Genomic DNA, 21,021 nt, shown 5'->3' with positions numbered 1-21,021 from the left:
TAAGTCATTTAAAATTATAGCTCAGTATGTAGCTTTATTAGCTACTGGCCCTATACATAAGTTCAAAATTACCCTTTTGCAATCTTAACCAATGAGACCTCGATACCATTTATTGTCACTTAACATTAGCGGATCACCTAACGCTAGACGAACCGCGTAGGGTACGCTGTGCGTACCATGGTAACCCCGCGATATTCATGTGCCAACCGAACCGCCAGGGCACGGCTTTGGTACGCGCAGCGTACCCTACAATTTATGTATAACGCTGAGCGCAAAACGTGGGAACGATGAATGGTGAAATGCTTTTTCTAGGATAGCGAAGAGCGCCGCCTATGAAGTCGACTCGCGAACCATCTACCCCTATTTCAAATATGTTATTCAGACAGTCGTTTAGAGTCTTTTGCCAACGCATCAAAAAACTCTGTCGACTAAAGACATCACGATCTCGACCGCGATCAAATAAATAATGATCCACTCGAGAAACGACGAATGCTGATGTTTTTGCTCGTCGGCCAGCATTTCCAACAATTCGTGTATCGTCTCGAGTTTTTTCGACAATACTTCGGTGCGCGGCTGAATTTCGAGATAATTTGCCGCCATCGAATAAATGCTCTGGTACTCCGGATGCTCCCAGAAAAACTCGGGCGTATCGAGCAGATCGTAATTCAAAATAATATCGCTCTTGGTCAGAAATAATTGCCCCCGGATCATCGCGGTGGCTTTTCTGCCGAGTTGTATCTTCCCTTCCCTGGCCAAGGATTCGGGCAAATGACTGGTTTCGCGGATCGTATTGATCGCATGGCTTTCGAATGCGGCCAGTTTGATCGACTGAGCCATTGCATGAGACACTGCCAGGAGCACCATCTGATCGGCGTCGATCAGTTCGATATGATCGCTTTGTATCCGGTATTTTTCGGAGTTCGTTTCGTAGCTGAAATTGTCTTCCTGCGGCTCGGCATCGGGCTTGATCGCGAAGTCTAGTAACAAATCATGAAGATTGCGCCGCTCGTCCAAACTCACGTTCCAATGCACGGCGACGCCGTAAGCGAATACAATCGAGCAGCCGCTTTTATAGTCGACAACCAAGGCATTTCTAAACGCCTTGACGCGCCCCGACATCAACATTTTCTCGCGCAATGCCGGAAAATCGAAGGATTGCGCAAGGCAAACGGTTAAACAGTGCCTGATAGGGCGATCGTTGGTCATAACTTTCCTCTAGTCCTCTAGTCATTCGCGCCGCGCGATGATCACAACGGCTCTGAGCTGGCTGCGCCCGAAGCGGGACATCGCCAAAAATTCGGCTTTCGGCACCGGCACATAAAAATTATCCGCTTCGCTGGCATGCTGCTCGGTATCGACATCGGGATCATGCAAATAAATAAAGTGCGGATCATGCGCGGTCACGACTACCCAATGCGGCGCTTTGTTGCGATTGATCCGGTAAGTGCTGATCAAAATCAATGGAATATGACCCGCATCCAGATGCCCGGTCAATGCTTCGAGCGTGATTTTATCGAAATGCATCCGCACGTCGGTTTGCTTGAGCTGGCGCAGAAAATCCTCCTGCACTAGACTGATAACTTCGCGTTTTTCGGGACTGCGCACGCTGTCGATAAACAACACGTCTTGTTGACTCAAATATACATCGACCGCAAAACCTCGCCGCCAAGCCGCCAGCGCCAAACCGTGAGGTCCGCATCCGCCATGCCCGGAGGTCATAAAAATCGTCGTCGATTCGCGCCAAATTTGCAGTTCATGCGCCTGCGACAATTCGATGTCTGGCTTGAGTCCGGCCATCGCCATCAAAAGCCCCGAAGGGCCGCAGCTGAAATCGGTCGTTTGCCGATAAAACGGCACGGTCAGGCGGGTTTCCGGATGCGGATAGATGATTCGTTTCTCGAAGCACAGCGCCTCGCTGTGATCTTCATAATAATCTTCTTTGGTATCGAATTGCCGATAACCTTGTTTTCGGTACAGCGTGATCGCTTGTTGATTATCGGGACGAACTTCAAGCCTCAAATACACGCAGTCGCGCTCTCGGGCGCGTGCTTCCGAGTGATTGAGCAGGCCCACACCAATACCGAGTCCGCGGTATTCGGGTAACACCGCGAACGAATAGAGCCGCGCCAACGATGCGCCTCTGCGGTACAGCAACAGCGCATATCCCGCCGCTTTATCTTCGATTTCGGCCAGGATGATATCGGCATTGGCTCTTTCCAGCATCCAGTGAAAATTGCGCGAGGTTAATTTATCCTGCGTAAAACAAGCATTTTCGATCGCTAACAATTGCCGAACGTCATTTTTGACTGCACTACGAAACACGATTTTCGGTGTTTCTTCGGCGCTTGCAGAATCAGTCATTACCCGCCAATCCATCAAGCGCCTGCGTTAACACTTGCTCACTACGAAACAGTACCATTTCCTGCCAATCTTTCTTATCCGGATAAAAATAATCCCGAATTTGTTGCCGTATCGGATGACTGAGCTGCCTTGTTTCTGGATCTCTGTGCCAAAAATAATTTTCTTTACGCAACACCTGAAACAGCGTATCGAGCGAATAGGTGCCGAATTCCAACGTGATATAACAGCCGCGATCGCCCAGAGCCTTATGCCAGGCATAATCGAGCAAGCCCAGCTTAGGTACCGAAGTCGATGTCCCTAGCGCCGGCTCGGTGACGCTGTCGCCGAACCAACGTTTCGCCAATGTCGCAGCTTTGGAGCCAGGCGGATGATCCGAAATAACTTCACCATAACCATAGGGTCCGAGCCCGGAATGGATATCGACCACCGCGACTCGTTGCCGATTCGCCAAATCGAATTCGCGCATCACGGTTTCAACCACTTGTCTCGACCAAGTGGAAGTAGCGCCGCCATAAAACAAGCCTTGCGGATACTCGTATTGACCGCTGCTGACCGCTTCCTCGGTCTTGCGTTGACCGTAAAGTTTCCGGTAATCGTTGATTGTTTGCATTGCGCTTTTTTCGTTCGCGTCGGACCAATGCTCCGGCAGCAATACATCGGCCAATTCTCGATAACCCAGATTGACAGGGCTATCGGAAAAATCGATGAAGTTCCGATTCAAATCGACATTATCTTCGTTGACGCGGCGCAAATGAGCAAAGCCGAATGGATTCAAGGCATGAACGAACAACACTGCGGTATCGCCAGTGGGCATCGGTGCGTGTCTGAGCCAATTGATTTGCGCTGCGGAACCGCAAAAACCTTCGACGCCATGGGTCGCGCTGATAATGACCAACACCTTACTAACCTGTTTTTCACCGAGCCAAAACACCTCGGTCGACAACGGTTGATTGTCGCCGGCTAACAATGAATGCTGAAAACGCCTCAGATGACCTGGCTGACTGGAACAGGCGGACAAAAACTTATCGCGTGCGTCGAAATAGTCTGTGGAAAAGCTTTCTAGGTCGTAATGGCTCGGCATAATGTATTCATCCGGTTTGCTGAAAATAATAGGGAACTCGAAGGTACGCTGCGGTTAAGGTAGATGAGCTCCCAGTCGGAACGAAGGAATCATTAGGGAAGTTATTTTATGCTTTTTCCTAAACCGCCTTGAAATTTCCTGTCTCAAGCATAAGCACTATGTTTACGCTCCAATCGGCGTACAAACTCCTCCATGATGACGCGATACAAATCCTCGCCCAAATAATCGTCCTCGACACCGCTATCGATACTCGGATTATCGTTGATCTCGATAATCACGTTGCGACCTTCTATTTGTTTCATATCGACACCGTAAAACCCGTCACCGATCAGCTTAACCGCTTTCGATGCGGTTTTGACGACATCCTTCGGCACATCGTGGACAGCGAGCGCTTCAAAGCCGCCGCTTTTACCTTTGGCTTTATCGCTGCTATGGTTGTAGATCTGCCAATGCCCGCGCGCCATAAAATATTTACAGGCATAAATCGGTCGGTTGTTCAAAAAACCGATTCGCCAGTCGTAGTCGGTCAACACATATTCCTGCACCAACAATATGGCGGATTCTTTGAATAATTCGCGGCATTGGTTTTCCAACTCGTCGCGGCCATGCGCCTTGACCACGCCGCGCGAAAACGAACCGTGAGGAATCTTGAGTACAAGCGGATAACCGAAGCTCTGTTCCAATTCGTCGAAATCCAACGGCTTGTCGCGTATGATCAACTGCGTTTTCGGCGTCGGAACACCATGCGCACTCAATAAGTCAGCCAAAAATACCTTATTCGCACATTTCAGAATCGAATCGGGATCGTCCAACACCACCAAACCTTCACTCTCCGCCCGTTTGGCAAAACGGTAGGTATGATGATCGATCGCTGTAGTTTCGCGGATAAACAAGGCATCGTACTCCAAAAGCCGCGCGAAATCGTTTTTATCGATCAGATCGACATCCAAACCCAACTCATTTCCGGCTTTGATGAAGTATTTCAGGGCTTTCGTATCGCTCGGCGGAAACTCCTCTTGCGGATTGTAGAGAATCGCCATTTCGAAGCGAAACCGTTTACGCGAACGAGGTTTGCGCCAAATCTTACGACTGTAAGCATCAATCGCTTCCGCAAATTGATTTTGTTCGTTTTCATTCAATTCGGATAGATTGCCCGGCGTAATCCCAACGATTTCCCAACGTTCGCCCCGCTTGAATTCGACATTCAGAATCGGGCTGGGATAGAGCTCAAACAAACGCCTAGCCAATTTTTCAAGCGGCGGATAAGACACCCTACCGAAGAAAATTTTTATCCCGAAATATTCCGTATCGGGTTGCCCGTAACCTGCCGGATGTTTACTCAAGTATTTATCGAGATTGTTATCGTAAAGACGGTAATAATGATGATTGGCCAAATCGTTGATGCTGCGAATCGACGGAATTACCCGTTGGCCCCGTGCTTCGGCCAACAGCGAACAATAATAACCGGTGCCGAGATAATCATAATCTCGGCATAGATTGATTACCTGTGTCTTACCGGCTTTTTTACTTTCCGGCAATGTCAGATAAGCCTCGACGGTAAGAAGGTCGCTACTCGGATAATAAGGCGCCCAGTCTTCCAGGCGATCGACAACGATATATAAAGAATGCACGGGCTCCGCCTGGGTAATGAAGTAGAGGTCTGGAAATACTAATTCCGTCCAATTACGAAAACAGCTTTTCTCTGAACCGCGGGTCCATACAAAACAAAGGAAGTCCAGAAAGACGGCAATCTAAAGCATTAAGAATATTTACGCAAGATTCAACTTATGCCCTTATCCAGCTTTTACAAAATAAAGCTGGGGTAAAAACTTAGCCTGATTAGCAAGTTTCTTCAGCTAAAGCCCAAAAACCAGCATATCCCTAGCAGGACGGGGTTTGCAACCCCGTCCTAAACGTTTTGACTTTGGCCGAAGTCAGCCGAAATGTTTAGGGCAAACCGAAACGTTGGGGACGGGTTAAATAAAGCTATGTTCGCGTTAATAGTTGAAGTGAATACTACACCAATCTCGAAGTAATTATTCACACCCCCTATCGTTCCAACGCTCCAGCGTGGGAACGATAATTGCCGGGGGACTGAATAGATACACTATTACCGCATACATAGCCTTAAATAACCCGTCCCGCAGAAGTGGCTACGACTGGCCACTGCTCGGACAATTGGCTTCAGCAAGCTGAAGCATCTTGCTAATCAGGAAACTTAAAGCGAGCCGCAGGATACGCATCGCATAACATTTCTAGGCTTGGTAACTCAGGAATACTTGCGAAACTCTACCCGATTCCTATCCTGAAGATATGAATCACTTAAACAATCGGTTTGATAGGTGGAAACGTGGCGTCGCTGCCTCAGAAACTGTTTCTTTGAACTATTTTGAAAGGGTGCCTGATGAGTACAGACCGGGTCGCGCGAAAGCTCTCCCCGGTCTTCAGGGCAATTACCAGCCTTTTTTAGCCTGTTCCAGCACATAGGCCGAAACGCTTTCGATTTCTTCTTTACTCAAAGTCGATGCGAATCCCGGCATTGGGGACTTGCCTTCAGAAACCAGTTTTTTGATTGCATCCAAAGAATTCACGCCGTTTTTTTCCAAACTCTCTGATGAAAGAGTTTTATCCGGATTCATGACGTTTTTACCGCCGGCATGACAAGCGGCGCAATTTTTATTAAAAACATCATTGGCCTGAGCAACGCCTACAGCAGTTAACGACAGCGCAGAAAATAAAGCGATTTTTAAAGATTTACTCATGTGACTCTCCTAAATATACAAATTATTCTTGTCAGGAATCAGTAGCGGAAATCTTGAGTTATTATTAACACCCCTACTGAGTTTTTTAATCCGGACAATTAAGAAGGACAAAGCAGCCCCGCCTAGTAACCATCAACGATGGAGCTTAGTTTTTACGCCATTTTCAAGGAAATAGCAATGCCATGAATGATCCGGTTTTTCCGACTTGAATCGCAAAACCTGTCTTTTGGCTTAACCCAGCCTTACCATTTGGCGAGCATAAGGAATTGAAAATTAATGATAATATGCAATGTCACAACCCATAGTCACTACAAATGATAAAGGCTGATTTTATTCTATAATTCAATATCTTAGACCATGGACACTACATTTTTTAAGGTTGGTTAAACAGGCCCGATTGAACACTCCAAATTACCGTTCGCCTGAGCTTTATTGAAAAACGAACGGGTAATTTGGAGCTTGGCCCGGAGAGTAACCAATGAATTTCCGGAATAAAAAAGACTCTGTATGCACTAATAATGATGTGAAGAAGCTACGCATTGCCATCCCAGGCAAGGGATTCCGCCAATCCCTGTTCACGCTCTTTCCCAAGCTCCAGCTTGGGAAAGACACCCCGGAAGCTCCCCCTTCGACATGCTCAGGGCAAGAGCTTTCCGTGACCGACACGACCTCCGCACATTCTCAATCAACCCCGACTTGCTCTTTCACTCTTCCTAGATTGTCGGGAAGCTAGAGCTTCCCGAGCTAGTTACCCAAGCTGGAGCTCTCATCTTTATACATAAGTCAAAAATTACTCTTTTACAATCTTAGCCAATGAGACCTCGATACCATTTATTGTCACTTAACAATCTCGACTTCGAAATCGCGATCAGGGGATCGCTCCCACAGAGCGTTCATCGCCGCCTTCGTCGTCCCTCACCTAACGCTAGGTGAAGGAAAGCCACTGATGCTCGACACCCGCGGCTTATGTCGAAGCCATAGAATCGTCCTGGCAAATGAATTTACCCTTAAATGAAACCTTGGCAATTCAGTAGGCCATAAAAAAGGGCCCGTTAGGGCCCTTTTCAATTCGTCAGTTTTTTTACGAATTACTCTTCGAGATCAACAGCTTTCATGCTCAATCTGACACGACCCTGTCTATCGATCTCCAGCACTTTGACTTTGACGACATCGCCTTCGGATAGCTTATCGCTAACCTTGTCGACATGCTCGTCCGAAATCTGAGAAATATGCACTAAACCGTCTTTTCCCGGCAGAATCGTCACGAATGCGCCGAAGTCCATCAATCGGGCAACCTTGCCCTCATAGGTTTTTCCGACTTCGACTTCCGCGGTAATTTCCTCAATCAAACGACGTGCTTCTTCTCCGGCTTGTTTATCGACGGAAGCGACTTTGACGACGCCGTCATCGGTCAAATCGATGCTTGCACCGGTTTGTTCGGTGATACTGCGGATCGTTGCACCGCCTTTACCGATGACTTCGCGGATTTTGCTAGGATCGATTTTGAACGAAATAATACGCGGCGCATAATCGGACATTTGCCCGCGAGTCTCGGACAACGCTTTGTTCATTTCGCCCAAAATATGCAAGCGGCCTTGCTTGGCTTGTTCGAGTGCGGCTTTCATGATCTCGGCGGTAATGCCGTCGATCTTGATATCCATCTGTAGCGCGGTTACGCCTTCCTCTGAACCGGCGACTTTAAAGTCCATGTCGCCCAAATGATCTTCATCGCCCATGATATCGGATAAGACTGCGAATTGATCGCCTTCCTTAATCAAACCCATCGCGATACCCGCAACCGGCGCCTTAATCGGCACGCCCGCGTCCATCAGCGCCAAGCTACTGCCGCACACCGACGCCATCGAACTTGAACCGTTCGACTCGGTAATTTCGGAAACGACGCGCACGACATAAGGAAATTCATCCATGTTCGGCAATACGGCTTGAACGCCGCGTTTTGCCAAGCGACCGTGGCCAATTTCCCGGCGTTTCGGAGAACCGACAAAACCGGTTTCACCGACACAATAAGGAGGGAAGTTATAATGCAGCATGAAACTTTCGCGATATTCGCCTTCCAGAGCATCGATAATCTGCGAGTCACGTTCGGTGCCCAAGGTCGCGACAACCAAGGCCTGCGTTTCGCCGCGGGTAAACAACGCCGAACCGTGAGTTCTCGGCAATACGCCGGTACGAATTGAAATAGGTCTAACCGTTTTCAGGTCACGTCCGTCGATACGCTTGCCTTCTTCAAGAATCGAACCGCGTACGATTTTCTTTTCGAGATTTTCGATGATGCCTCGAATGTCGGATTCGCTATATTGCTCATCAGCCGTCAACTTATCGACAACAGCATTTCGAATTTCTTTCAGTTGCTCTTGTCTGACTAGTTTTTCAGGAACTTGATAAGCCGCTTTAATTCCGGCTTCCACTTCAGCTACCACCAAAGATTCCAGCTCGGTGTTAGCAGTCGCCGGTTGCCACGCCATCGGCGCTTTGTTAACCATCGCGGCCAGTTCTTTAATCGCTGCAATTGCCGTTTGCATTTGCTCATGCCCGAACAACACGGCGCCGAGCATCACTTCCTCGGACAAGCATTGCGCTTCGGATTCGACCATTAGCACCGCATGCTCCGTACCGGCAACAACCAATTCCAATTGCGATTCGGCCAACAAAGAAGGCGTCGGATTCAATAAGTACTGCCCCTCTTTATAACCCACTCGCGCCGCACCGACGGGTCCGTTGAAGGGTAACCCTGAAATCGATAACGCTGCGGAAGCGCCAATCAAGGCAGGAATTTCTGGATCGATGTCAGGATTCAGTGAAAGAACGGTGGCGATAATTTGAACTTCGTTGGTAAAGCCATCCGGAAATAAGGGGCGGATAGGACGGTCAATAAGGCGGGAGGTCAACGTTTCTTTTTCGCTCGGCCGGCCTTCTCGTTTAAAAAAGCCGCCTGGAATTTTACCCGCGGCAAAGGATTTTTCCTGATAATTGACAGTCAATGGAAAAAAATCTCCGCCGCTGTTTGCTTCTTTTTTTCCAACGACTGTCACTAGAAGGGTGGTTCCTTCCATGTCGATCATTACAGCGCCGTCCGCCTGACGAGCTATCTCACCGGTTTCCAGCGTAACGAGCTGATCGCCATACTGAAATTCTTTCCGAATCGGATTCACTATACGGTTCCTATAGGTTAAGGGTTGTTATCAAAATCGGTTTATTGCTTTACTTAGGATTTCGCGAAAATTAACTTCCTGGGGTCATGAGCTTTGTCGAGGGTACGGTAACTCGCCTGGCAGGACGCCGTGAACCCAGCACCTAAATTATGCAAGATAGTTACCATAGTCAAAAGGCTATGGAATTTAAGTGCTGGGTGAATACGTCCTTGTAGGCTTGGCGGCGGCTTTCCCTGCCGCCGACACCTGCCAATCGAGCAACCGAACCCTCCAAAAATAGGAACGTTATTTATGACCAAATCCTTACAAATGAAAGAACGGCACTGAATAGTAATTTCAGGCCGTTCTTTTTTATTATTATTTACGCAATCCTAAGCGCTCGATCAATGACCGATAACGGTTAATATCCTTCTTTTTCAAGTAATCCAACAACTTGCGGCGCTGATTAACCATCCGCAGTAAACCGCGACGGGAATGATTGTCTTTTTTGTGCTCGGCAAAATGCGGCGTCAAATGAAGAATGTGCGCCGTCAGCAATGCGACTTGCACTTCCGGAGATCCGGTATCGGTTTCACTCAAACGATATTCTTCAACGACTGCTTTTTTTTGTTCCGCGGTAAATGGCATTTCTGTTTAACCCCTATAAGATTAATATTGTTAATAAAAAATACAAAGCACCGAGTTCGATGCCAGGATAATGTGTTTCCGCAATAGGGTGCAGAAACAAAACTATTCGGAAATTAGTATACCCGTCGTAGATCAAAATTCGGCGCCTCCTCTGACACTGCCGAAATTTGAAGTGCAAAAGTATATATGTAAGAAGAACTCATGTACGCTCTTTCCCAAGCTCCAGCTTGGGAAACACACCCCGGAAGCTCCCCCTTCGACAAGGCTCTCCTGACCGCAGCCGAAGGGCTCAGGGCAAGAGCTTCCTGAGACCGACACAACCTCCGCACATTCTCAATCAACCCCGACTCGCTCGTTCAATTTTCCTTGATTATCGGGAAGCTAGAGCTTCCTGAACAGGTTACCCAAGCTGGAGCTTGGGTAACAGCAAAATGTGGCCGCGCGAAGTATATTAAGAAGGACTCATATTAAATATTTTTTTAGGCGCCAGTTTACCATCCATTAACATTTCGCCCAAACCTAAAAATTGCCGTCCCGTATACATTCGCACAGGCCCCTCCAACGAATTTTTAAGCGTCAAATTTTGCCCTTGCTTGATTGAATTGGCCTGTTCTTCGGACAAATCCACAGCAGGTATCGAGTCGATCGGCTTATCGACCGGAATCAAGCAATTCAGCTGTTCGTTTTCGCTCATGGCCTGCAATTGCTCGATCGTTTTTGCTTCGTCGATGACAAAGCGGCCGGCTGCCAGCCTGCGAAGTTCGATAACCGTTCCCCCGCAACCCAGACGCTCGCCGATGTCTTCCGCCAGGGTTCTGATATAAGTGCCTTTCGAACACCAAACATCCAACGTCAGAAGCGCCTCTTGACGATTCAACAAATTGATCTTGTATATTGTAATCGGGCGAGCCTTGCGTTCGACGGACTTGCCTTGTCTGGCCAACTCATAAAGTTTTTTGCCGTTGATCTTAAGCGCCGAATACATCGGCGGCACTTGTTCGATATCGCCTACGAAGTTTTCCAGACAAGCCAGAATCTCATCATCGGATAGAGACGGTACCGGACGCGTTTTAATCACCTGACCTTCCGCGTCTCCGGTATCGGTAACCACTCCTAAACGAACAACCACCTGATAACGTTTGTCGTCATCGAGCATGAATCCAGAAACCTTGGTCGCTTCGCCGAAACAAATCGGCAATAATCCCGATGCCAAAGGATCGAGACTGCCTGTGTGCCCGGCCTTGTTCGCATTGAACAAGTGCTTGACTTCCTGCAAGGCTCTGTTCGACGAAACACCGAGGCGTTTATCGAGCAGCAATATTCCGTGAATATCGCGCCCGTTTTTACGCTTTGCCATTCCGCTCAATCCTCTTTTTTATCCTTCGATTCGCTCAATAATTCAGCCACGCGCATACCGGTCTCAAAGCTATCGTCATAATAAAAGCGTAACTCCGGTATATTGCGCAAGCGCATGCGCTTGCACAATTCGCTTCTAATAAAGGGCGTCGCATCGTTCAGAGACTTAATACTGTCTTTTTTCCCTTGATCGTCGGCATTAAGCACCGTGACATAGATCTTGGCGACGGCCAAATCCTTGCTGATAACGACCTCGTTAACCGTAACGAATCCTACGCGCTTCACATCAAGCTCTCGCTGTAGAATCAGCGCCAGCTCCTTTTGGATCTGGGACGAAACCCGTGCGCTACGGCTAAATTCTCTGGCCATGACGTTTATAACTCCCGTTTCACTTCAACACGCTCGAAAACCTCGATATGGTCTCCGACTTTGACATCGTTATAGTTTTTAACGCCGATACCGCATTCCATGCCCATTTTGACTTCGGCAACATCGTCTTTGAAGCGGCGTAACGACTCCAGTTGCCCCTCGTAAATAACGACGTTTTCACGCAATACGCGAATCGGCAAGTTACGTTTCACAAAACCTTCGACGACCATACAACCAGCCACCGCACCGAATTTCGGCGATCGGAACACATCACGAACTTCGGCCAAGCCGACAATAGTCTCTTTGATCTCGGGCGCCAGCATGCCGCTAATCGAACTTTTCACCTCATCGATCGCCTGATAAATCACACTGTAGTAATGTAAGTCGACGTCTTTTTCTTCGATCAATTTACGCGCGGCGGTGTCCGCACGAACATTAAAGCCGATCAAAATCGCGCCGGAAGCCAACGCCAAATTGACATCGCCTTCGTTGATGCCGCCGACACCGCCATAAACGACCTTAACCTCGACTTCATCCGAGGACAGCTTGATCAAAGATTCGCGCAAGGCCTCCAAACTACCTTGAACATCGGTTTTAATCACCAAGTTCAAACTAGCCGTTTCGCCGGTCGCCATTTTTGAGAACACTTGATCCAATTTAGCGGCTTGCTGCGCGGCCATGCGGCTGATTTTGCTCTTATCTTCACGATGCTCGGCCAATTCCCGCGCCGCACGCTCGTTTTGCACGACCAAAAACTCGTCGCCGGCATTCGGGGTGCCCGACAGGCCTAGAATCTCAACCGGCGTACTCGGACCGGCTTCTTTAACGGCTTTACTGTTCTCGTTAAACATTGCCCTGACACGACCGTATTCATGACCGCACAAAACGAATTGCCCTTTTTCCAGCATGCCGCGCTGCACCAGAATCGTTGCAACCGCGCCACGGCCTTTATCCAGCCTGGACTCGACAACGATACCCGAAGCCGACCCTTCCGAGGGTGCTTTCAATTCTAAGATCTCGGCCTGCAAAATCAACGCTTCGATCAAATCATCGATGCCTTCGCCGGTTTTAGCCGAAACCTTGATGAACTGCACATCGCCGCCCCATTCCTCGGGCACCACATTGATCGTGGACATTTCCTGCATAACCTTTTCCGGATTGGCTTGCGGCTTATCGATTTTATTGATCGCGACGATGATCGGCACATTGGCCGCACGCGCATGCTCGACAGCTTCCTTAGTCTGCGGCATCACACCGTCATCCGCCGCGACTACGACAATAACCACATCGGTCAATTCCGCGCCTCTAGCACGCATCGCGGTAAATGCAGCATGTCCAGGCGTATCTAAAAAGGTTACCGAACCGTGATCGGTAACAACCTGATAGGCACCGATATGCTGGGTAATACCGCCCGCTTCACCGGCTGCCACGCGAGTTTCACGGATGTAGTCCAGCAAGGATGTTTTACCGTGATCGACATGTCCCATGATGGTAACGATCGGTGCGCGAGACATTTCCTGACTGCTCTCTTCTTTCAGAGCCGCCAAAATTTCGGCTTCCAAATCGTCATCGCTTTGCATGATGGCTTTATGGCCCATTTCCTCGACTAGCAGCACCGCCGTTTCCTGATCGATACTCTGGTTAATCGTTGCCATCATGCCCATTTTCATCAATTGCTTGATGACTTCGGCGGCCTTGACGCTCATTTTTTGCGCCAAATCGGAAACGATAATATGTTCAGGAATAGTGACATCCCTGATGACCGGCGCAACCGGTTTCTCGAATTGATGCTTCAAATCGGCCTGAGCACCGCTTTTGTCCTTTTGTTTGCCTTTTTTCTTACCTTTCCCTGCAGCTTGTCCTCCTTGTCTTTTTTTCTTTTGACTTTCCATTCTGGCTGCTGCTAATTGCCGCACTTTTTCGGCATTTTTTTCTACCGCAGCTTCGAGGCGACGTTTTTTCTCTTCCTCTTTTTTTCTTTCGGTTTCTGTAAGTCTAGCTTTTCGCTCGGTTTCCTTGCGAATCTCAATGGCTTGAGCTTCGGTTAACGCTTCTTTATCGATCGCTTCGGAATCGTCTACGCCAATATCATCCTGAGGAGCCTCTGTCGTAGCGGCTTCGTCAACCGGTTGCTCCCGCTCGAATAATTCTTCTTCGCCTTTGGCTACCTTCTCTTCCGTTACAGCGCTAACCGGCGGCAGCTCGGTGCTTACCGGCGTCGGCTCTGCCTGAATCTGTTCCGCTGTTCTTTTGATTTCTTCCGACTCCTTCGGTTCATCCCCTACGGGCGCGACTTCAGTGCGTTTAACGTAGGTCTTCTTTTTGCGAACTTCGATACTGATGGTTTTTGCCGAGCTGCCCGGAGCGCTGCTTTGCTTCAGCTCGCTGACCGTCCTACGCTTCAACGTTACGCGTTTCGGAGCGGCATCCGTCTCCCCTGTCGATTTACCGTGCCGCTTACGTAAATGAGCCAGCAACTTAACTTTTTCGTCTTCACTAATTACGTCATCAGGGGCATGCACGGATAATCCGGCTTCTTTCAGTTGCTCTAATAATCGCTCTAGAGGTATACCCACTACCTCCGCTAACTGCCTTACTGTTTTATCACTCATATTTTGCCCCCTATCCTAATTCGCCCTGGTCCTCGGCAAACCATCGCTCACGCGCTTTCATGATTAATTTTGCCGCTCTTTCTTCATCCACACCGGTTACATCCAGTAAATCATCAACCGCCTGATCCGCGAGATCGTCCAACGTTACGATGCCCTGGCCTGCTAACTCATAAGCCAAGGCCTCATCCATGCCTTCCATCTCCAGCAGTTCTTGCGTAGGTTCTGCCGTCTCGATTTTTTCTTCCGATGCAATTGCACTAATTAACAGCGCGTCCTTTGCCCGACCTTTTAATTCGTCGACCAGTTCTTTATCAAACTCTTCAATTTCCAGCATTTCATTAACCGGAACATAAGCAATCTCCTCAATCGAATCGAATCCGACTTCGACCAAAATCGAAGCGATTTCTTCGTCGACACCTAATTGATCGATAAATAATTGTTTGGTTATATTGGCTTGAGCACCGCTGGTTTCTTGCGCTTTCGACGCATCCATCACGTTCAGCTCCCATCCTGTCAATTCAGTTGCCAAGCGAACATTCTGACCGCCTCGGCCTATCGCCTGAGACAAATTATCCGAACTAACCGCCAAGTCCATACTGTGCTTATCTTCATCGATTACGATCGATTCGATTTCGGCAGGCGCCATTGCATTGATTACAAATTGCGCCTCGCTTTCATGCCATAAAATAATGTCGATACGCTCGCCGGCAAGCTCGTTCGATACCGCTTGAACGCGTGAGCCTCTCATACCGACGCAGGCGCCGACCGGATCGAGTCTAGGATCGTTTGCCTTGACCGCGATTTTGGCTCTCGAACCCGGATCTCGGGCCGCACCCTTGATTTCGATCATACCCTCGCCGACTTCGGGAACTTCCAAACGGAACAATGCAACCAACAAGTCCGGTGCTGCGCGAGTCACAAACAATTGCGGTCCACGCGGTTCCGAGCGAACCGCTTTAAGATAACCTCTAACCCGATCCCCGATTCTAAACGACTCGCGCGGGATCATATCCTCTTTGGTGATGTAGGCTTCGACATGCCCGCCAAGGTCTAAGTAAACGCTGCCTTTTTCTATACGCTTGACGATGCCGGTAATCAATTCGCCGACTCTATCGGTATAGGCTTCGACAATTTTGCTGCGCTCGGCCTCGCGAACTTTGTGAATCATCACTTGCTTGGCGGTCTGTGCGGCAATTCGTCCAAACTCGACCGACTCGACTTCTTCCTCGAAAAAGTCTCCAACATTGATGTCGGGGTTTTTTTGCCGCGCATCGTCCAATAAAATTTGGGCATCGGGAAATTCGAGACCGTTTTCGAAATCATCATCCGGTTCGACGACTTCCCATCTGCGAAACGTCGTATAATCGCCGGTTTTTCTATTGATCGAAACGCGCGCTTTTATTTGGTTACCATAGCGTTTTATCGTTGCCGCTTCAAGCGCAGACTCGACCGCCTGGAAAACGATTTCCTTATCGATGTCTTTTTCATTCGAAAAAACATCCACTACCAATAAAATTTCTTTATTTGCCACTGTGCACTCCTTTATTAATTAAATACTCAGGCACCAGCCGCGCCTTACTCATCGCTTGAAATGGAATCTCGTAAACCCGATCGCCTTCCTGGAGAAACACGGTGTCATTGTCGACTGATTGGATTACGCCTGAAATTTTGCGGCGCTTTTCAATCGGTTTAAATAAGTTAACCGAGACCATGTGCCCAATGAAGCGCTCGAATTGTTGGATAGAAAATAGCGGACGATCGTCTCCCGGAGACGATATTTCCAGTTGATAATTACCCTGGATAGGATCCTCGACATCGAGCATCCCGCTGACCTGATGACTGACTTTCGAGCAATCTTCCACTAAAATTCCTTGCTCGTTGTCGATATAAATTCGTAATAAGCCGTTACGAGGATGCGGATTATATTCAATCCCGACGCACTCATAACCCAAGCCTTCAACAATCGGCTGAATCAAATTAACCAAATGTTCAGGTGCCTGCTTCATTTTTCCTCACTTATTTACGCACATAAAAAAAGAGCCAATGGCTCTTCCTTAAAGTCTATATTCGCTAAACAACCAACGATCCAAACGCCCAAAAAACAAAAAGCCCCAAAAGGGGCCTTTTTTAATCTGGTAGCGGGGGCAGGATTTGAACCTACGACCTTCGGGTTATGAGCCCGACGAGCTACCAAGCTGCTCCACCCCGCGATTGATTTGGTACATTATAAACACATTTTTGAATTTGGCAAGTTATTTGTGACGTTTAAGAGAATTAAACGACTTTATGCCGTCATCAAACCGAAAATACAGCCGTGAAAGCATCGTAGGGTGCGCATCGCGCACCTTGCCACGGAGCCGAACCCGACGGGAAGTCACGCCCAGGTGCGCGATGCGCACCCTACACCTGTCGCTTTATAGCCTATGATCACCAACAATATCCAAGATATTTTGAGATTAAAAAGCGGGAATACAGAAATTAGCTAAAATGGCGTTTTTCGACAGCCCAGCCAACGCCTCGCAATAAAACTTATAACCAGCCCATATCCACGATAATCAAAAGAATAACCCCGGACAGAATGCCGGCCAAAATATCATCGAGCATGATACCTAAGCCCCCGCTTACCTTGCGATCGACCCATATAATCGGCCAGGGCTTCACTATATCAAACAACCGAAACAACACGAAACCGACAAGCAACGCAGGCCAACTAAACGGCACCCAAAGCATCGTTACCAACAAACCTGCAACTTCGTCCCAGACGATACCGCCGAAATCATGCTCGCCTAATTTCTTAGCGGCCATTCCGCAAATTCCGACACCCGCGATCACGGCCGCCAGCGTCAAAGCGTAATAAAAATAATTACCGGCAAGCGCAAACAACCAACAAACCGGAATGGCCGCCACCGTTCCCATCGTTCCGGGCGCTTTTTTAAACAAGCCCGAACCGAAACCGAAAGCCAGAAACAACACCGGATCGGTCAATATTGTCTTAGCCGTTAATTGATTTGTACCTATCTTTTCAGTGAGAAAAATGCTCAAAACCTTGTACCCTCAACAATTCCGTCGTGCCGAGACGATGAATTCTCAGTCTCGGACTATCCTCGATAACGCCGATACGCGTAAAGCTTCCTGTCAATGATGCCGCTTTATCAGCCGGCACGGTAAAACATAATTCATAATCGTCTCCGGCACGTAGCGGCATGGTCCAATCGCCGGTTGTCTCGATATAAGCCTTAACCGCACCCGACAACGGCAAACTCTCCCAATCGAGACAAGCGCCGACGCTGCTTTGTTTCAAAATATGCCCTAAATCTTGCGCCAAACCGTCGGACACGTCGATGCAGCTTCGTGCGATATTGCGCAATGCCAGCCCTTCCTCGACACGCGGTTTCGGCCGGTTAAATCGTTCGAGCGAATCATGCGGCTGAGTACTGCAAAAATCACCTTGGGCAATTTTTAAGCCTAACCCGGCATCGCCGAGTTTACCGGTCACATAGACGCCATCCCCGGGACGCGCTCCCGAACGGCGCAAAGCTTGACCCGCCGGAACTATGCCCATGGCCTGCACCGTAAGCGTCAATGGGCCGGATGTCGTATCGCCTCCGACTAGATCGATACGGTAATGAGCGGCCAATTCGAAAAAACCTTCCGCGAATCGTTCAAGCCAGGATTCGTCGACATCAGGCAATGTCAACGCCAAGGTTACGGCAATCGGCTCGGCACCCATCGAGGCCAAATCACTCAAATTGACTGCCAGCAATTTATAACCTAAATCGCATGGATCGGCACCGGCCAGAAAATGCACATTCTCAACCATCGTATCAGCGGTTACCGCTAATCGATAACCGGCCGGCACGTTTAACAATGCGCAATCGTCGCCGATGCCCAACTCGGTTACCGCATTCAACGATTTTTTTCCGGCGAAAAATCGCCCGATCAGGTCGAATTCAGCCGTTGGCATCCGAGGCTTTTCGGTTCTTTGCTTGGATTTCCACCGCTCGTTTTTGCTGAGCCACTTTATCGAGTATACCGTTGACGTAACGATGACTGCCATCGGCACCGAAGCATTTGGCTAGATTGATACTCTCGTTAAGTACGACACGATAAGGCATGTCCAGCCGATTCAATAGCTCATACACGCCGATTCTCAAAATTGCCCGCTCGACCGGATCGATCGCCTCGACCGGACGATCGACGAATTGCATCAACGTTTCGTCGATGACATCGAGGCTTTTCGGAATGCCATGAAACAATTCGTTGAAATAGCTTTTTTGAGCATCTTTCAAGCGCTCTTCTTCCAAAAACTGCATTTCGATCGCACTGAGGTTTTGACCGGTCATTTGCCACTGATACAACGCTTGCACGGCGGCTTTTCTCGCATTGGTACGCGCTTGACTCATCAGGCTTCCAACTGCAGGAACAAATTAACCATTTCCAGTGCCGACATTGCCGCTTCCGCGCCTTTGTTACCGGCCTTGGTTCCCGCACGCTCGATTGCTTGCTCGATCGTATCGACCGTCAACACGCCGAAACTGACCGGCACATCGTATTGCAGCGAAACTGACGCCAAGCCTTTGACACACTCGCCGGCGACATATTCGAAATGCGGCGTGCCGCCTCGTATCACCGCGCCCAAGGCAATAATCGCATCGTATTGCTTACCGGCGGCGACGCGTTGCACGACCATCGGCAGTTCGAATGCGCCCGGCGCCTTGACCAGGCAAATATCGTCTCGATTGGCCCCGTGACGGACCAAGGCATCGATAGCGCCGGCTTCTAACTGCTCGACGATAAAACTGTTAAAGCGGGATGCAACGATGCAAAATTTACCGCCCTTCACTGACAAATGGCCTTCATAGGTTTTAATAGCCGACATCTAAACTCTCTTTCTCTTATTTTTCGATAGAAACGATCTTGTCAAGACCGTTTCCGTTAACTTCTCACACATTACCGTGAGATCCGTAACTGCCGTTTTAACGACGTGCGGGAATGATGAAAAACCCGTCATTCCGCCATGGACTGGCGGAATCCAGTGCCATGGATGGCATGCTTTTGAGACTCACAGGAGCCTAAAGCAAGCATGACTTATTTTCCGGTTTTAACTGTCTTTCGTAGACACCATATATGGGGCGCCGAAGCAGGATCGGTAGCCCCGTAGGGTACGCTGTGCGTACCATGGTGACCCCAAGATGCTCATGTACCAACCGAACCGCCAGGGCACGACTTTGGTACGCGCAGCGTACCCTACAATTTATATATAACGATGAGCGGATACCCCCCCCCTGAGAGCTAGGAAATGAGACATCGATACCATTCATTGTCACTCAACACTCTCGGCTTTTCCTAACCTTGCTTAGGCGAAGGACAATCTGGGATCGCTCCCACAGAGAATTCGGAACCCTTGTGGGAGCAACGCCTTCGTCGCGACTAGATTTAAATACCGTTCTTGCCCACATAATCGACGACTTCCAAATCGAAGCCCGCCAAACCGACATATTTTTTCTGCGTGCCGATCACCTTTAAGCGGTGCACGCCTAAATCCGCAAGGATTCTCGACCCCGTTCCGGTCGAGCGCCAATCGCCGACGCTGTCTGTCGATGCCGGATTCACCACGCCGTTATCCTGCATTTGATACTGGTGAATATGCTCGACCAGCGACTTATTGTCCTCGTTTTGCCGAATCACGACAATCACGCCTCGGCCTTCATCAGCGATAATCCGCATCGCATCGCGCAAGGATACGCTATTTTCATTACGTTTCGACGAAAACAAATCGTCCAATAAATTACGGCCATGCACTCGAACTAGAACCGGGTCGTCGCCCGCCACCTGCCCCATCACCAAGGCCAAATGCAGCTTATTGTCGTTTTGATCCTGATACGCATACAAACGGAAATCGCCGAACTCGGTCGGAAAATTGCACTCGCTAATACGCTCGAGCGTATTTTCATGTTGAATGCGGTAATGGATCAAGTCAGCTATCGTACCGATTTTCAACTGATGCTGCTCGGCGAATTTCTCGAGATCCGGCCGCCTAGCCATACTGCCATCGTCGTTTAGAATCTCGACGATCACTGCAGCTGGTTCCACACCGGCCAAACGCGCCAAATCGCAACCGGCCTCGGTATGACCGGCGCGATTCAATACACCGCCGGACTGCGCCATCAACGGGAAAATATGACCGGGCTGCACCAAGTCTTCGGCGCGGGCATCGGACGCGACCGCAGCCTGAATCGTGCGCGCCCTATCGGCCGCCGAAATACCGGTCGTCACGCCTTTAGCCGCTTCGATCGACACGGTAAAATTAGTCGAATGCGCGGTTTTGTTTTCATTGACCATCAACGGCAAACGCAACTGCCGGCAACGTTCGCGAGTCAAGGTCAGACAAATCAAACCGCGTCCGTAACGGGCCATGAAGTTGACATCTTCGGGACGAGCAAAAGTCGCCGCCATGACCAAATCGCCTTCGTTCTCGCGGTCTTCGTCATCCATGATGATGACCATTTTGCCTTGGCGCAGGTCCTCTATAATTTCATCGATTGTATTCATTTAGTGTGAAAGTTCGTGTATTTAGACTCTTTATCTAATTTTCCGATATGTAATAAAACAATGCCAGCTCCGCAGAGGGTGCGGTTGCTCGACCGGCAGGCGTCGGCGGCAGGGCAGATTTTTGCTCC

16 protein-coding genes, 1 tRNA gene and 2 pseudogenes are annotated in these 21,021 nt (G+C 49.1%); all 19 read right to left on the bottom strand.

Annotated elements, in window-relative coordinates; all coding sequences use genetic code 11:
- Positions 1-411: 411 nt before the first annotated feature.
- The gene (locus ACRJJO_RS19760; RefSeq protein WP_431067307.1) at positions 412-1,206 is read right to left on the bottom strand and encodes an RMD1 family protein; all 795 of its coding nucleotides are present in this window, start codon (positions 1,204-1,206) and stop codon (positions 412-414) included.
- A gap of 21 nt (positions 1,207-1,227) precedes the next feature.
- Positions 1,228-2,361 (bottom strand): peptidase C39 family protein, encoded by a 1,134-nt coding sequence (locus ACRJJO_RS19755; RefSeq protein WP_431067306.1) that lies wholly within the window; start codon positions 2,359-2,361, stop codon positions 1,228-1,230.
- Positions 2,354-3,442 carry a M14 family metallopeptidase gene (locus ACRJJO_RS19750; RefSeq protein WP_431067305.1) on the bottom strand — a complete coding sequence of 363 codons (1,089 nt, stop codon included), beginning with the start codon at positions 3,440-3,442 and terminating at the stop codon, positions 2,354-2,356. Before ACRJJO_RS19750 ends, ACRJJO_RS19755 begins: the two co-directional genes overlap by 8 nt.
- Before the next feature lie 143 nt (positions 3,443-3,585).
- On the bottom strand, positions 3,586-5,073 hold the full coding sequence (locus tag ACRJJO_RS19745; RefSeq protein ID WP_431067304.1) for a RimK family protein: 1,488 nt from the start codon (positions 5,071-5,073) through the stop codon (positions 3,586-3,588).
- A gap of 822 nt (positions 5,074-5,895) precedes the next feature.
- Entirely contained in the window at positions 5,896-6,204 is a 309-nt protein-coding gene (locus tag ACRJJO_RS19740) for a c-type cytochrome (protein ID WP_341328056.1), read from the bottom strand.
- Between the two features lie 1,088 nt (positions 6,205-7,292).
- A complete protein-coding gene (pnp, locus tag ACRJJO_RS19735; RefSeq protein WP_431067303.1) occupies positions 7,293-9,377 on the bottom strand; it encodes a polyribonucleotide nucleotidyltransferase in 2,085 nt (694 codons plus the stop codon).
- Between the two features lie 357 nt (positions 9,378-9,734).
- Positions 9,735-10,004, bottom strand: coding sequence for a 30S ribosomal protein S15 (gene rpsO, locus ACRJJO_RS19730; protein WP_341328054.1), 270 nt, complete (start codon positions 10,002-10,004; stop codon positions 9,735-9,737).
- Positions 10,005-10,455: 451 nt separating this feature from the next.
- Positions 10,456-11,361 (bottom strand): tRNA pseudouridine(55) synthase TruB, encoded by a 906-nt coding sequence (gene truB / locus ACRJJO_RS19725; RefSeq protein ID WP_431067302.1) that lies wholly within the window; start codon positions 11,359-11,361, stop codon positions 10,456-10,458.
- A 5-nt stretch (positions 11,362-11,366) separates the two neighbouring features.
- Positions 11,367-11,729, bottom strand: a complete 363-nt coding sequence (gene rbfA / locus ACRJJO_RS19720; RefSeq protein ID WP_014147429.1) for a 30S ribosome-binding factor RbfA — start codon at positions 11,727-11,729, stop codon at positions 11,367-11,369.
- Positions 11,730-11,734: 5 nt separating this feature from the next.
- Positions 11,735-13,522, bottom strand: a pseudogene (gene infB, locus ACRJJO_RS19715) (translation initiation factor IF-2); the annotation flags it as partial.
- Between the two features lie 500 nt (positions 13,523-14,022).
- Positions 14,023-14,341, bottom strand: a pseudogene (locus tag ACRJJO_RS19710) (translation initiation factor IF-2 associated domain-containing protein); the annotation flags it as partial.
- A 10-nt stretch (positions 14,342-14,351) separates the two neighbouring features.
- Positions 14,352-15,872 (bottom strand): transcription termination factor NusA, encoded by a 1,521-nt coding sequence (nusA, locus tag ACRJJO_RS19705; RefSeq protein WP_431067301.1) that lies wholly within the window; start codon positions 15,870-15,872, stop codon positions 14,352-14,354.
- The gene (gene rimP, locus ACRJJO_RS19700) at positions 15,862-16,347 is read right to left on the bottom strand and encodes a ribosome maturation factor RimP (protein ID WP_014147426.1); all 486 of its coding nucleotides are present in this window, start codon (positions 16,345-16,347) and stop codon (positions 15,862-15,864) included. Before rimP ends, nusA begins: the two co-directional genes overlap by 11 nt.
- A 127-nt stretch (positions 16,348-16,474) precedes the next feature.
- Positions 16,475-16,551 (bottom strand) — tRNA-Met (locus tag ACRJJO_RS19695).
- A gap of 319 nt (positions 16,552-16,870) precedes the next feature.
- Positions 16,871-17,383: a phosphatidylglycerophosphatase A family protein gene (locus ACRJJO_RS19690; protein ID WP_431067300.1), complete on the bottom strand. Its 513-nt coding sequence runs from the start codon at positions 17,381-17,383 to the stop codon at positions 16,871-16,873.
- The gene (gene thiL, locus ACRJJO_RS19685; protein WP_431067299.1) at positions 17,364-18,305 is read right to left on the bottom strand and encodes a thiamine-phosphate kinase; all 942 of its coding nucleotides are present in this window, start codon (positions 18,303-18,305) and stop codon (positions 17,364-17,366) included. The genes ACRJJO_RS19690 and thiL overlap by 20 nt, the downstream gene beginning before the upstream one ends.
- Positions 18,292-18,744 carry a transcription antitermination factor NusB gene (nusB, locus tag ACRJJO_RS19680; protein WP_431067298.1) on the bottom strand — a complete coding sequence of 151 codons (453 nt, stop codon included), beginning with the start codon at positions 18,742-18,744 and terminating at the stop codon, positions 18,292-18,294. Before nusB ends, thiL begins: the two co-directional genes overlap by 14 nt.
- On the bottom strand, positions 18,744-19,220 hold the full coding sequence (gene ribH / locus ACRJJO_RS19675; protein ID WP_431067297.1) for a 6,7-dimethyl-8-ribityllumazine synthase: 477 nt from the start codon (positions 19,218-19,220) through the stop codon (positions 18,744-18,746). Before ribH ends, nusB begins: the two co-directional genes overlap by 1 nt.
- A 557-nt stretch (positions 19,221-19,777) precedes the next feature.
- Positions 19,778-20,893 (bottom strand): bifunctional 3,4-dihydroxy-2-butanone-4-phosphate synthase/GTP cyclohydrolase II, encoded by a 1,116-nt coding sequence (gene ribBA / locus ACRJJO_RS19670; RefSeq protein WP_431067296.1) that lies wholly within the window; start codon positions 20,891-20,893, stop codon positions 19,778-19,780.
- Positions 20,894-21,021: the final 128 nt, after the last annotated feature.

It is taken from the genome of Methylotuvimicrobium sp., assembly GCF_050611805.1.
Taxonomy (GTDB): domain Bacteria; phylum Pseudomonadota; class Gammaproteobacteria; order Methylococcales; family Methylomonadaceae; genus Methylotuvimicrobium.
The sequence above is the reverse complement of the archived record's forward strand: the minus strand, read 5'-3'. Positions and strand labels throughout refer to the sequence as shown.

Bases quoted from the DNA above. Each gene is read 5' to 3' on its own strand.
- ACRJJO_RS19760 (WP_431067307.1), bottom strand. From the start codon at position 1,206: ATGACCAACGATCGCCCTATCAGGCACTGTTTAACCGTTTGCCTTGCG.
- ACRJJO_RS19755 (WP_431067306.1), bottom strand. From the start codon at position 2,361: ATGACTGATTCTGCAAGCGCCGAAGAAACACCGAAAATCGTGTTTCGT.
- ACRJJO_RS19750 (WP_431067305.1), bottom strand. From the start codon at position 3,442: ATGCCGAGCCATTACGACCTAGAAAGCTTTTCCACAGACTATTTCGAC.
- ACRJJO_RS19740 (WP_341328056.1), bottom strand. From the start codon at position 6,204: ATGAGTAAATCTTTAAAAATCGCTTTATTTTCTGCGCTGTCGTTAACT.
- rpsO (WP_341328054.1), bottom strand. From the start codon at position 10,004: ATGCCATTTACCGCGGAACAAAAAAAAGCAGTCGTTGAAGAATATCGT.
- truB (WP_431067302.1), bottom strand. From the start codon at position 11,361: ATGGCAAAGCGTAAAAACGGGCGCGATATTCACGGAATATTGCTGCTC.
- rbfA (WP_014147429.1), bottom strand. From the start codon at position 11,729: ATGGCCAGAGAATTTAGCCGTAGCGCACGGGTTTCGTCCCAGATCCAA.
- rimP (WP_014147426.1), bottom strand. From the start codon at position 16,347: ATGAAGCAGGCACCTGAACATTTGGTTAATTTGATTCAGCCGATTGTT.
- thiL (WP_431067299.1), bottom strand. From the start codon at position 18,305: ATGCCAACGGCTGAATTCGACCTGATCGGGCGATTTTTCGCCGGAAAA.
- nusB (WP_431067298.1), bottom strand. From the start codon at position 18,744: ATGAGTCAAGCGCGTACCAATGCGAGAAAAGCCGCCGTGCAAGCGTTG.
- ribH (WP_431067297.1), bottom strand. From the start codon at position 19,220: ATGTCGGCTATTAAAACCTATGAAGGCCATTTGTCAGTGAAGGGCGGT.
- ribBA (WP_431067296.1), bottom strand. From the start codon at position 20,893: ATGAATACAATCGATGAAATTATAGAGGACCTGCGCCAAGGCAAAATG.